General features: G+C 39.1%; 10 protein-coding genes. All 10 read left to right on the forward strand.

Going from position 1 to position 13442, the window contains the following annotated elements:
* Positions 1–55: 55 nt before the first annotated feature.
* Entirely contained in the window at positions 56–1324 is a 1269-nt protein-coding gene (locus RMX98_RS16030) for a class I SAM-dependent methyltransferase (protein ID WP_322676339.1), read from the forward strand.
* Between the two features lie 202 nt (positions 1325–1526).
* Complete coding sequence (locus tag RMX98_RS16035; protein WP_322676338.1) at positions 1527–2480, forward strand: glycosyltransferase family 2 protein; 954 nt, start codon at positions 1527–1529, stop codon at positions 2478–2480.
* 89 nt (positions 2481–2569) lie between these two features.
* Positions 2570–3577 carry a glycosyltransferase family 2 protein gene (locus tag RMX98_RS16040; protein ID WP_322676337.1) on the forward strand — a complete coding sequence of 336 codons (1008 nt, stop codon included), beginning with the start codon at positions 2570–2572 and terminating at the stop codon, positions 3575–3577.
* Between the two features lie 50 nt (positions 3578–3627).
* Positions 3628–4479: a phytanoyl-CoA dioxygenase gene (locus tag RMX98_RS16045; RefSeq protein ID WP_322676336.1), complete on the forward strand. Its 852-nt coding sequence runs from the start codon at positions 3628–3630 to the stop codon at positions 4477–4479.
* A gap of 156 nt (positions 4480–4635) precedes the next feature.
* Complete coding sequence (gene rfbC, locus RMX98_RS16050; RefSeq protein ID WP_322676335.1) at positions 4636–5193, forward strand: dTDP-4-dehydrorhamnose 3,5-epimerase; 558 nt, start codon at positions 4636–4638, stop codon at positions 5191–5193.
* Between the two features lie 294 nt (positions 5194–5487).
* Positions 5488–6726 (forward strand): glycosyltransferase, encoded by a 1239-nt coding sequence (locus tag RMX98_RS16055; protein WP_322676334.1) that lies wholly within the window; start codon positions 5488–5490, stop codon positions 6724–6726.
* A gap of 185 nt (positions 6727–6911) precedes the next feature.
* Positions 6912–8225 carry an NAD(P)H-dependent oxidoreductase gene (locus RMX98_RS16060; protein ID WP_322676333.1) on the forward strand — a complete coding sequence of 438 codons (1314 nt, stop codon included), beginning with the start codon at positions 6912–6914 and terminating at the stop codon, positions 8223–8225.
* Between the two features lie 405 nt (positions 8226–8630).
* Positions 8631–9731: a glycosyltransferase gene (locus tag RMX98_RS16065; RefSeq protein WP_322676332.1), complete on the forward strand. Its 1101-nt coding sequence runs from the start codon at positions 8631–8633 to the stop codon at positions 9729–9731.
* A 123-nt stretch (positions 9732–9854) separates the two neighbouring features.
* On the forward strand, positions 9855–12080 hold the full coding sequence (locus RMX98_RS16070) for a polysaccharide biosynthesis tyrosine autokinase (RefSeq protein ID WP_322676331.1): 2226 nt from the start codon (positions 9855–9857) through the stop codon (positions 12078–12080).
* Between the two features lie 624 nt (positions 12081–12704).
* Positions 12705–13433, forward strand: a complete 729-nt coding sequence (hepC, locus tag RMX98_RS16075; RefSeq protein ID WP_322676330.1) for a heterocyst development glycosyltransferase HepC — start codon at positions 12705–12707, stop codon at positions 13431–13433.
* Positions 13434–13442: the final 9 nt, after the last annotated feature.

The following is a 13442-nucleotide window of genomic DNA, read 5'->3' on the forward strand; positions in this document are numbered from 1 at the left end:
TTTTTTTCGACTTATTTTCTCCATCAAATTATTTGCAATCAGTGAGTTGAAGTTTATGGCGATCGCAAAATGTCGTTTTAGTGGTCTACCTCTGCATCAAACCTTTATTGATCTAGGAATGTCACCTTTAGCCAATGCTTATCTTAGAGCAGAGCAGCTAAATAATGCCGAAAAATTTTATCCTCTCCACGCTTATGTCTCTGAAGACACTCTCTTAGTTCAATTAGAACAGTTTGAAACTCCAGATCACATTTTTAGTGACTATGCTTACTTTTCTTCCTATTCAGTAAGTTGGCTAAAACATGCCAAAGCCTACACCGATATGATGGTAGAAAAGTTTGGCTTTAATCATCATAATCAAGTTATTGAAATTGCTAGTAACGACGGCTACTTACTGCAATACTTTTTAGAAAAAGGAATCCCCGTTTTAGGAATAGAACCAGCCGCAAATATCGCCAAAGTTGCTGAAGACAGAGGAATTCCTAGTATCAACAAGTTTTTTGGAGTTGAAACTGCCAAAGAACTCGTGATACAAGGAAAACTAGCTGACCTTTTGATCGGTAATAATGTTTTAGCTCATGTACCGGATTTAAACGATTTCATCGCTGGGATGAAACTCATCCTCAAACCTAATGGCATTTTGACGATGGAGTTTCCTCACATTTTAAGACTGATTCAAGAAAATCAGTTTGATACGATTTATCATGAGCATTTTTCTTACTTCTCATTCCTGACTATCGAAAAGATTTTTGCAGCGCACAACTTGCAGCTTTTTGATGTAGAAGAATTATCAACTCATGGCGGTTCACTAAGAATTTATGCCAAACATGACTACGCCGATCATCTCAGTGTTAGTGACCGAGTTAGCCATTTGAAAGCCAAAGAAATTGCTGCTGGACTGCATCGCATAGAGACTTACATTACATTTGGAGAAAAAGTCAAAGAAACAAAGCATAAGCTATTAAGTTTCTTATTAACCGCGAAAGCAGAAGGTAAATCAATCGCTGGTTATGGCGCACCAGCTAAAGGCAATACATTACTTAATTACTGTGGAATTGGGAAAGATTTTATCGATTACACAGTAGATTGCAATCCCTATAAACAAGGTTTATTTCTACCTGGAACTCATATTCCTATCTTTGAGCCAGATAAAATACGTGAAACTAAACCAGATTATATCCTAATTTTACCTTGGAATCTTAAGGAGGAAGTTATGGAGCAAATGGCATTTATTGGTGAATGGGGCGGACAGTTTGTAGTGCCAATTCCTGAAGTAAAAATTTATCCCTGTCCTATTCCGGATAGACTTTTAATAGCGTCGTAATTACTAAATATAAGCAAAAGATGCCTTTTGTTACTAATTAGTTAATTATTGTGAGATTAGACAATATTTAACAAGTAATTAAAAGGCGTACATCTGATAAAATCTTTGTCCTTCAATCGCAAAAATTAAACTTAAAAGCAGCTTTGTAATTGCCAAGCTGCTGTTAATCGTGATTCTTGTTAACTAGAGCGTTGGTTTTAATATGAATAAACTGCTTACTATTGCCATTCCTACATTCAATCGTGCCCAGCTTTTAGACAAACAACTTACTTGGTTAGCCAAATCTATTAAAGGCTTTGAGTCTGACTGTGAAATTTTTATTTCTGATAATTGCTCCACAGATAATACCCAAGAAATAATTAAAAAGTGGCAGATAATTCTCAGCAATGTAAAATTTACGTCAAACAAAAATAGTGAAAATATCGGGGTAATGGGTAATATTGCTTGTTGTTTAAAAGCCCCAACTAGCAAATATGTTTGGACAATTGGAGATGACGATCCAATTCAGGAGAGAAGCTTAGATTATGTGTTAACAACACTAAAAAAACATTCAGATTTAGCATTAATGTTTTTAAACTTCTCCGGTCGTCAAAAACGAACAGGTCAACTTGTTGTAGAACGCTGGTTGAATAGCGATAACGATGAGTTAAGAGTTGATGGTAAAACTGTGTTTCAAAGTTATCTCAACGAAAATTTTGGTGGTGTACTTTTTATATCAGCAGCAATTTATCGCACAGATTTAGTACAACGCGCTTTACAAAAGTGGCCATCTGCTACTAGTAATTGGGCATCTCAAGCATATTGGACTGCATTTTGTGCTGCTCATGGAAGTGTGATCATCACTAAAGATACTTATTTAGAATGTACTATGGGCGCTAGTCTTTTGGATCTTGACCCAACATGGAACTTTAGAATGCGATATGCGTACATACCTGAAGTTTACATAAAACTACTAAAGGCAGGATATCCTCATAAATTTTGTCAGAAAATGATTTGGCAGAATTTTCACCAAAAAACTGACTTAAAAATTTTACTAGGTGCTTTAAAACGTTGGCCTTTCTTGACAATTAAGATATTTATTCCTTACCTACGCTTGTTAAGTATATCAGCTTGGACTATTCTTTTTCCACCCAAACAACTAGAGACTAGCCTGTAACTTAGTGTATTAATTGCCAAGTTACTGTTAACACTATTTCTTGGCGATAACTACTCATATATCAATTTGATTAATTCTTATTTCTTACCATGCATAAATTGTTGACCATTGCTATACCCACTTATAATCGTGCTGAATTACTTGATAAACAGTTAGCATGGTTAGCTCAAGCTATCAAAGGTTTTGAAAACGATTGTGAAATTTTAGTTTCTGATAATTGTTCAACAGATAATACTCAGGAAGTAATCCAAAAATGGCAATTAATACTTAGCAACATCACCTTTAAATCAAATAAAAATCCTCAGAATTTAGGCGTTGTCAAAAATATTATGTATTGCCTAAATTCTACAACAACAAAATATGTTTGGACAATTGGGGATGATGACCCAATTCAAGATAGAGCTATTGTTTATGTCTTTAACAAACTCAGACAACATGAAGATTTATCATTATTGTTCCTCAATTTTTCTGGACGCAACCAAATTACTGGTGAACCAGTTCATCCACCAACAATTGTTGGTAATCGCTGGTTTGATATAGATAGTGAAGATGCTGATGGCGATGGTAAAACTATATTTGAACATTGTTTTTCAAAAAGTATTGGTGCAGTCATTTTTCTGACTGCTACAATCTATCGTACTGATTTAGTAAAACGCGCTCTCCAACAATGGCAAGATGCTGAGAATAACTGGATATCTTTAGCATATTTAGCCGGATATTGTGCTGCTAATGGTCGTGTAATTGTCACTAAAGAAACTTATTTAGAATGTATTGTTGGCGTGAGTTATTGGCAGAAAGAACCAAAATCTGCACTATTAATGCAATACAAACATATACCCGAAGTGATTTTGAAATTGGAGCAAAGTGGATATTCTAAGCAGTTTTGTCGGCGGATGCTTTTGCAGAACGGTAAAGAAGTCAACTTGAAAGTTTTCTTGGGTGCTTTAAAAAGATGGCCTATGTCCGCGATTAAGACAGTAGTTCCATTTTTGGCTTTAGTTGGTTTATGTGCTTTTGATGTCATGGTTTCTAAAGAATTGAGTTTAGCAGAATCAAGTAAAATCTCTACTCAAGAAATGCGGGGCTATAAGCCATAAGCTACTAATTTATCGATAAATGTACATCGAAACTAGAAGGGATTTACAACATGTTTAGTGTAATTAAACGCAAAATATCTACACTATCTTCTGACCTTGAATATTACATAGCACGTTGGAAGCATAGCAGAAATCTGCCAGCATTGGAAGGGCGCGATCGCAACATCCTTAATGCTCTCAAAAAAGATGGCGTTTACGTCACAACACTGGCAGATTTAGGGTTTAACTCTAGCTCAGAACTGCTCAAAGCTGCTTACAATCAATTGTCTCAGATGGAAAATCCTAACAACGGCCATCTAGATGAAAAGTTACCACAAATTTCCACAGTTACAGGTTTACCAGAATTTTATGCCTGGGGGATGGAGAAAAGGCTGCTCAATATAATCGAAAATTATATTGGTCTTCCTATTGCTTTTCATGGTGTACATTTACGCAAGGATTTTCCTAGCAAACATCAGTTTGGTACACTGCTATGGCATAGCGATGCCGAAGATCGTCGCATTATCAAAATCTTTATTTACTTGAATGATGTAGCAGAAAAAACTGGGCCTTTTGAATATATTCCCCGTTCTTTAACTTCCTTATTTAGTTGGAATTATATTCAGCTTTCCTACAAACTTTGGAAGTCAGGCTATATGGGCATTGATGATGAAGAAGTAAAACCAGTTATCCCCAAATCAGCTTGGAAATCCTGTCCAGGCCCAGCAGGTACAGTCATTCTTGTAGATACGAAAAATGCTTTGCATCACGGCACAGTTCGCACAGAAGAACGGTCAGCACTATTCTTTTGTTACACCGCTAACCCTCCCGAAAGACCAGACCTCTGCACCCAATATTGGGATGATACTTATCCCAGAGCAGAGTTACGTTCTGCATCAGATGCAGTTAAAGTTTCGACTTAGTAGCCTTTCGTAGAGTGCCCGAAAGCAGGAACAATGTAACGCACTTTACGAGGTTGTAGGTTATTAAATCCACTTCATTACTGTTATTTTCTGGCGCAAATACTAAGCAGATAGCAAATATTTTCTTTACTCAACATTCATTTCAAAAGAATCACCATGATTTTCACCGAAACCGCACTTAAAGACGCATTCATTATTGACTTAGAAGAAAAGCCAGACCACCGTGGTTTTTTTGCTCGGTCTTTCTGCGCTCAAGAATTTGAAGCACACGGATTAAAGCCAACAGTTGCTCAATGTAACCTATCTTTTAACTACAAAAAAGGCACTATCCGAGGAATGCACTATCAAATTTTGCCAGCAGCAGAAACAAAATTAATTCGTTGTATTAAAGGTGCAATTTATGACGTAATTATTGATATGCGTCCAGAATCTCCCAGCTTTTTATCACACATTGGTGTAGAGCTAACCCCAGAAAACCGCCGCGCTTTGTATGTTCCAGAAATGTTTGCTCACGGCTATCAAGCACTCACAGATGAGACTGAAGTTGTATATCAAGTGGGTGAATTTTACACCCCAGGGTATGAAAGAGGTTTACGCTATGACGACCCATTCTTTAACATTGATTGGCCTCTAGATGTGACTGAAATCTCCGAGAAAGATTTAAATTGGCCTTTGCTGAGAATGATGACTGTTGGCGGTACAGCTTCCAGATAACTCTAGGCTATTTCTTTCTCTGAGCCTCTGCGCGATGCCAGTTGCGACAACGCTCTTAACACTGGCTCTCTATATGAGGTAAAAAATTGAAGAAGAATTCAGAAGTCAGAATTCAGCAGTCAGAATTAATCAGTCGGGGATTCAGACCGGCGCAGGAATTGAAGACCTCCAAATCTCCGATTTGGAGGGGGTTTTAGACCCGTTTATTCATCCGCTAAATCGATTCAGAATTCATACTGAATTCTGGCTCCTGACTTCTGAATTCTGTTTGATAATTAATTAAGGTAGAAATAAATGTCCAATAATATTCTATCTCGTGTAGGAAATACTATCTCTTTTATTTCCAAAAAAGTCCAAGCTCGTATCACTTATGCTAAGACCTTACAGGTTGTTTCCCTAAAACCTAAACAGCCTTCCAAAGGAAATGTACTTCTTTCTTATCGGATTGAACCATTTCTCATTAAACCAGGTCAGCCTGTCCCCAATGACCAGAGTTGGAACTGGGAATGTTTACTAATCGCCCAAACTTTTTTAGACTTGGGCTATAACGTTGATGTTATCCAATTCCACAATGATAAATTCGTTCCTCAAAAACACTACGCATTTTTCATTGATATCCGTCATCGTCTAGAAGCGCTTGCACCAAAACTGAATAAAGATTGCATTAAAATTTTTCACGTTGACATTGCTAATATGATTTTTCGCAATGCAGCAGAATGCAACAGACTTCTAGAACTTCAACAGCGTAGAGGAATCACTTTACGTCCACAGCGATTTGAAACGCCCAACTTGGGAATTGAATATGCCGATTACGCTACTGTATTGGGCAACAATTTCACAGTTGATACATTCAAATATGCTAACAAACCAATGTATCGTATTCCGATTTCTTCGTCATTCGTTTATCCTTCTTCTAAAGATAAAGATTTTGAAGCGGTAAGAAAGAATTTTATCTGGTTTGGTGGTAGTGCTTTAGTTCTTAAAGGATTAGACTTGGTTTTAGATGCCTTTGCCCAAATGCCGGAATACCATTTAACAGTTTGTGGCCCGGTAAGCAATGACAAAGAATTTGAGCAAGCTTTCTATAAAGAACTGTATGAAACACCCAATATCCATACCTATGGTTGGATTGATGTTAGCAGCCCTGACTTTTTAAAGATTACAAATAATTGTTTGGGACTTGTTTATCCTTCCGTTTCTGAGGGACAAGCAGGTGCAGTAATCACCAGCTTACAAGCCGGATTAATCCCGATTTTAAGCTATGAATCTGGTGTGGATGTTCATGATTTTGGTGTGATTTTTGATAATCTTTCTCTTGAAGAAATTAAAGCGAAGGTTATAAGTATTTCCAATTTGCCTGTTGAAGACCTAAAGTTGATGTCTCTGAAAGCATGGGAATATGCAAGAGCAAATCATACTAAAGAAAAGTTTGCCCAAGCCTACAGAAATGCTGTGGAGCAAATTATCGAAAATCACAGCCAGAAAAAACAGCCTGCTTCTATAACATCTAGCAAACAGCTAGTTAACACTTAGCCCTGACGATTAGAAATCACACGCCAGTTGCTCATGGGGGAAACCCCCATCGGACTTGGCAGAAGATGTTGCTAATCTTAATTCCCTATGAAAATGTACTTAATATTTAGCTGTAACAAATTATTAAGTGCAAAATTATCGAGAATTTGTAACACAACAAACAGTTCCAAAAAGGAGTTTAGTTCATGATTATTATCGATCGCGCCTTACAAGCCCGTGCAGCAGCAGGAAATCCTATCAAGGTGGGAATGATTGGTGCTGGTTTTATGGGTCGAGGAATTGCCAACCAAATTGTCAATTCAGTGCCAGGAATGGAGTTAGTTGCTATCTCCAATCGCCAGATTGGTGCAGCTAAACAAGCTTATTCGGAAGCAGGAATTGAAGATATTCAAGTTGTTGCAACTGTCAGCGAATTAGAAGATGCGATCGCTAACGGTAAGTATGCAGTCACAGAAGACGCAAAGTTACTGTGTCGGGCTGAAGGCATCGATGCATTAATCGAAGTCACAGGTGCAGTGGAATTTGGCGCTCAGATCGTTATGGAAGCGATCGCCCATTGCAAACATGTGATTATGATGAATGCCGAACTCGATGGCACTATTGGCCCCATACTGAAAGTGTATGCCGATAAAGCAGGTGTGATTCTCAGTGCTTGTGATGGCGACCAACCAGGGGTACAAATGAACCTCTACCGCTTTGTCAAAAGCATTGGTCTAACTCCCTTATTGTGCGGTAACATTAAAGGACTCCAAGACCCCTATCGCAATCCCACCACCCAGGAAGGATTTGCTAAACGTTGGGGTCAAAAGCCCCACATGGTGGCTAGCTTCGCCGACGGAACCAAAATTTCCTTTGAGCAAGCGATCGTTGCCAATGCCACAGGCATGAAAGTCGCCAAACGGGGAATGCTAGGATATGACTTCAACGGTTATGTCGATGAAATGGCCCATATATATGATGTTGAACAACTCAAAGAACTGGGCGGCATTGTCGATTATGTAGTTGGAGCAAAACCAGGCCCTGGCGTATATGTATTCGCCACTCACGACGACCCCAAGCAACAGCACTATCTCAACTTATATAAATTAGGCGAAGGCCCACTTTACAGCTTCTATACTCCTTATCACCTCTGTCATTTTGAAGTTCCCTTGTCCGTAGCGCGTGCCGTCTTATTCGGTGATGCCGTTATGTCTCCACTAGCAGGCCCGCTAGTAGATGTTGTCACCACTGCCAAAATCGACCTGAAAGCAGGAGAAACCTTAGATGGCATCGGCTACTACATGACCTACGGACAATGTGAAAATTCCGATATTGTCCAACAGCAAAATCTTCTACCAATCGGTTTAGCTGAAGGATGTCGCCTGAAACGAGATATTTCTAAGGATCAAGTCCTCACCTACGAGGATGTAGAATTACCAGAAGGCAGACTCTGCGACCAACTACGAGCCGAGCAAAACACCTATTTCGCTTCAGAAAAAATCTTAGTAGCGGTTGGATAATATCGGCTCCAAAAACATTTACCACAAATCAATTGGCTGTAGGGGTGTACAGCTGTACGCCCCTATATGTTTGTCGCCAGAATTTCATCAAGAGGATAGAAAGCTATACTGCGGGACACTAAAGTTGTTGATAGTAATACCAATTTTAAAAAAGAATGCGACAGATAAATACCAATACGGTTCGGTTAAAGGGGAAAGGGTAAAGGGGAATAAAAAACCTTTAACCCAAAGTCAGTACCCTTTTCCTCAAACCCTATTCTGAGTTCAAAATGCTTATCTGAACTGTATTGAGATAAATACGGACATACCTTTGTTCTGTCTAACTTTCTTAATTTTGAATTTTGAATTGGTACAACTTGCTGGGGAGCGTTTAAACAAACCCGATCGAAACTTTAGGTCAAATTCATGAAAATTGCTCTCGTCCATGATTATTTAACCCAGCGAGGTGGGGCAGAGCGTGTGTTTGAACTGCTTTGTAAGCGCTATCCTGAAGCAGATATTTTCACATCTTTGTACGATCCCCAAAAAACTATCGATCTAGGCGATCGCATAGTTAATACAACTTTCTTACAAAAGATTCCTGGTGCAGTAAAATATTTCCGGTCAATGGCTCCTCTATATTTTCCTGCTTTTCGTGCCTTGGATCTGCAAGACTACGATTTAATTATTAGCAGTAGCACAAGCTTCGCCAAAGCAGTGCGAAAAAATCCCAATGCCCGCCACATTTGTTTTTGCCATAATGTCACCCGTTTCTTATGGGATACAGCAACCTATTTAAGAGAGTACGGAGACTATAGATATTTTGCTCCTTTAATCGAACAAATATTTCAAGTAATGAGAAAGGTAGACCTGAAATATGCACAGGAACCTGACCTTTACATTGCTAATTCTAGTGTTGTTGCCCGCCGTATTGAAAATATTTATGGCAAAAAGGCAATGATGGTGAACTATCCAATTGATACTAGTAAATTTGTTTTTTCAGATATAAAAGATGAATATTATCTGGTCTCCGCCCGGATGATCAGTTATAAGCGACTTGATATAATAGTTGAAGCTTTTAATTGGTTAGGGTGGCGGTTATTAATATCTGGTGACGGCCCAGAACAAACACGCTTAAAATCCAAAGCATTACAAAATATTGTGTTCTTGGGACACGTAAGTGATAAAACCCGCAAAGACTTGTTTTCCAAAGCCAAGTCTATTATTGTCGCAGCCCTAGAAGACTACGGATTAGTACCAGTAGAGGCTAATGCTAGCGGCACACCAGTCATCGCTTATGGAGCCGGTGGAGTATTAGATACTCAAATCCCAGGTGAAACAGGAGTCTTTTTCAAAAGACAAACACCCGAATCCTTACAAGTTGCATTACTAGAAGCCAACGGCATTGCTTGGGATTACGATCGCATCCGTAATCATGCAGTAGCAAACTTCTCAGAGAATGCCTTCTTTGGTAAGGTTGAGCAAATTATTAACCAAGCTTGCGGTGTGCATCAATTATTCATTTGATTTCTGAATCTCTTTCCACTATAAGATTACCTATTTATTTTCTCTCTCTTAGCGGTTTGTAGAAAAAATAGGTATTCTTCGGAGAATCTCTTAGCGTAAATTTCGAAGACAAGGATAATAAAAGTGGTTCAAGCTAGTCTAAATCCTCAGATAACTCCCGCTTCTGAAAATGAACCAAGTTACGGACAAATGTTTGCCGTATTTGTGCGGAGATTTCCGTGGTTCTTAGCAGTATTAATTAGTTGTATCGCTATTGCCAGCATAGTAACTGTAAAGACAAAACCTACTTATAAAAGTTCTATGCAACTGCTAGTAGAACCTAACTATCAAGGTAAAACAGAAGGTGCTGGGGTAGACAATCAGTTTACTGACTCTAATGTGGTCATCGATACTGCCACTCAGCTTAACTTGATGCAAAGTTCAGGACTCATTCAAAAAGCAGTCGAGAAACTTCAATCTGATTATCCAGATATAACTTCAGGTGAAATTAAAGCTTCTTTGGTCTTAACTCAATTAAGGAGCAAAGAAGATAATGTCGCTACTAAAATCTTTCAAGTTGAATATACTGCTGGCGATCCAGAAAAGACCCAAAAAGTTTTGGGTGCGATTCGACAAGTTTATGTGGAATATAACAAACAACAACAGAATTCCCGGTTGCAAAAAGGTCTGCAAATTATTCGGGAACAATTAAGTAAAGCCAGTGAAGAAGTAAACGCGGCTGAGACAAATTTACAAAGGTTTCGTCGAAATCAGAACTTAATCGATCCAGAGTCACAGGCCAAAGCAATTGAGACAGCTTTGAATAATATTGCCCAAGAAAGACAGACAACTCGTGCCCAATATGGCGAAGCTTTGGCACGCCAAAAATCTTTGGAAGAACAACTTAACCGTTCTCCTCAAAATGCTCTAGTTGCTTCTCGTCTGAGTCAATCTACTCGCTATCAAGGCTTACTGAACGAAATCCAAAAAACAGAACTAGCACTAGCACAGGAACGCTTACGCTTTACCGATCAAACTCCGAGTGTGCAAAAGCTCAAAGAACAGCTTCAGAGCCAAAAAGAACTATTGCAACAAGAGGTAGGAAGAACTTTAGGCGGAAAGTCTGCTGGTGGAGTCAATTCGGGAGATTCTCTTCTTGAACGAGGACAACTCGGTGAAATTGATCTTAGTCTTGCTGGTCAGCTAGTGGAAACGCAGACCACTATAGTTGCTTTAACTGCTCGCGATCAAAGTTTGGCTCAAAAAGAAAACGAGCTGCGTTTTGAAATCAAACGCTTCCCGCCTCTGTTGGCTTATTACAATCGGATGCTACCGCAGTTGCAATTTAGTCGTGAAAGGTTAGAGCAACTTTTAAGAGCAGAACAGCAATTGCGGCAAGAACTTTCTAAGGGTGGATTTAATTGGGAAGTGGTTGAAGAACCCCAAAAAGGCGCACAATTAGGCCCCAATCTCCAGCAGAATTTGCTCTTAGGTGCTGTGGTTGGATTAATGTTAGGAGGCATTGCTGCCTTTATTCGGGAATCGGCTGACGATGCAGTTCACACCACTGCTGAGTTAGAGAAACAAATGGCCATGCCGTTGTTGGGAACAACCCCCAAGTTACCGCCAGCCAAGCCCAAAGAATCAATGATTAAGTTGCCTTTTGGTAAGCCAGAAGTTCTCGCCCCCTGGACGATTCAAGTATTGCAATCTCCACCGCGTTGGGAATCGCTGGATCTGATTTACAAAAACATTGAACTTTTAAATACTGTTACTAATTTAAAATCTTTGATGATCACTTCGGCTTTAGCCGATGAGGGTAAATCAGCTCTAGCGTTGGGTTTGGCAATGAGTGCTGCCCGTTTACACAAAAGGGTGTTATTAATTGATGCCAATTTACGCGCTCCCAGTCTGCACGAACAACTGAATCTCCCTAATGAACAGGGGCTTTCAACTTTACTGGCGAGTGATGTAACTCTACCCAATCAAATTAGTCTTCAATACTCTGGTTCCGCCTACATCGATATTTTGACTGCTGGCCCCAAACCTGCCGACCCAGCTAATCTATTGAGTTCCCCTCGGATGATGCAATTAATGGCAGCGTTTGAGGAAAACTATGATTTGGTACTCATAGATGCTCCGCCAGTTCTCGGTTTGGTGGATGCTATGCTTACTGCATCATCTTGTCGTAGCGTGGTCATGGTGGCAAGCATTGGTATTGTGACCCGAAGTCAGCTTAATCAAGCTACAGCCATGCTAAGTAAGTTAAATCTGATTGGGGTTGTAGCTAATGGAGTATCAAATAGTAGTAATTACGTACCTTATACCAAACAACAGCAATTAGCTCTACGTCAAGCTGTAGAAAAGTAGCTAGTACTGCTAGATGATAAATCCCCGATTTCTTAGAGAAGTCGGGGATTTTGCGTTTCGCATTTGTAATCAAAATTTCATTTTGTTGCAATCAGGAAGATTTCAGTATATTTATGCTATCTTTATTGGTTTTCAGAGAAATCACTAGCTCTTTAAAGAATAAATAAAGAATTTATTTGAGCGATCGCTATTTCTATATAGTCTTATATTCTAGAGATTAAAGCACCTTCACAAAGGCTAGAAGACAAGAGTGGACTGGTTTTTAAATCTCTCAACACAATGAACACTTCAGCGTAATTAAACGTAAATATAGATTCATGGGTAATTTCCCTCTACACTTTTCTACTGTCAGTAGTTCCCGGAAAATCATGATTTACCCATGAATGTTAATAGTAGCGGTGATTGCTACATATCTAATTAGTATCTATCTAATTCGTACATCTCTACACCAGCAGTATTCTGCACGATATATGCTTGGCTGAGTGGCAAATAGCAATAACATATTTTTGCCCTCAATTATCTCCAAATTTTTGGACTTACAACAAGATTCGGATTTGGGTCTTTGGCATTTATAGCCTTTGATAACGCCTCAGTAATTCACTTCTGTATTAACCCAAAGACATTATGACAACTTCAATAATTCCAACTCTACAAAATTTATATGATGTAACCCAGCCACATCAAGATAATCGTGGATATTGCACACTCCAGTGGCGACGAGGTAAGCTTTTGGTGAAGCAGCCTGGACGAATTAAACAACCATATCTACCTTCATTAAATAGTAAGCGATCGCTAGTAAAATGCTTACAACATTCCCCTGTAAGTTTAGTAAGTATAGATCCAAAACTGGGCGAATCTTTGCTAAAATTTTGGGCTGATGCATGTGAAGAAGCTCAAAAACCAATATTTCTAAGCATACCTGCTGGCAATAAACTATCTAACCAACCCTCAAGACAATTACAGCGACTAATTGATTGGATTGCTGCTTTTGTCTTGCTACTATTAGTAAGTCCAGTCATGCTGGGATTAATTGTATTAATGCAGGTTTACTCGCCAGAGTCACTTTTTTGTCGTGAGTGGCGTGTTGGAGAACGGGGTAAATTCTTTCGGACAATTAAGTTTTGCACAACTACAAAGCACAACATTACACCATTAGGGCGTTGGATGCATAAATATGGTCTTGAGAATCTGCCCCAGTTATTTAACGTGCTGCGGGGTGACATAAGTTTGACCGGTTCTGGTTATTGGACTTTGGAAGATGCAGCACAGCTAAATAAACTACCAGAAACTACAACTTCATGGGAAGTAGAACCACAATCTCACCTGTTACATCTCGATAGCCAAACACTGTAATTCATTTGT

Origin of the sequence: Nostoc sp. DedQUE02 (assembly GCF_034531035.1) — a bacterium.
Classification (GTDB): domain Bacteria; phylum Cyanobacteriota; class Cyanobacteriia; order Cyanobacteriales; family Nostocaceae; genus Nostoc.

Bases quoted from the DNA above. Each gene is read 5' to 3' on its own strand.
- RMX98_RS16030 (WP_322676339.1), top strand. From the start codon at position 56: ATGGCGATCGCAAAATGTCGTTTTAGTGGTCTACCTCTGCATCAAACC.
- RMX98_RS16035 (WP_322676338.1), top strand. From the start codon at position 1,527: ATGAATAAACTGCTTACTATTGCCATTCCTACATTCAATCGTGCCCAG.
- RMX98_RS16040 (WP_322676337.1), top strand. From the start codon at position 2,570: ATGCATAAATTGTTGACCATTGCTATACCCACTTATAATCGTGCTGAA.
- RMX98_RS16045 (WP_322676336.1), top strand. From the start codon at position 3,628: ATGTTTAGTGTAATTAAACGCAAAATATCTACACTATCTTCTGACCTT.
- rfbC (WP_322676335.1), top strand. From the start codon at position 4,636: ATGATTTTCACCGAAACCGCACTTAAAGACGCATTCATTATTGACTTA.
- RMX98_RS16055 (WP_322676334.1), top strand. From the start codon at position 5,488: ATGTCCAATAATATTCTATCTCGTGTAGGAAATACTATCTCTTTTATT.
- RMX98_RS16060 (WP_322676333.1), top strand. From the start codon at position 6,912: ATGATTATTATCGATCGCGCCTTACAAGCCCGTGCAGCAGCAGGAAAT.
- RMX98_RS16065 (WP_322676332.1), top strand. From the start codon at position 8,631: ATGAAAATTGCTCTCGTCCATGATTATTTAACCCAGCGAGGTGGGGCA.
- hepC (WP_322676330.1), top strand. From the start codon at position 12,705: ATGACAACTTCAATAATTCCAACTCTACAAAATTTATATGATGTAACC.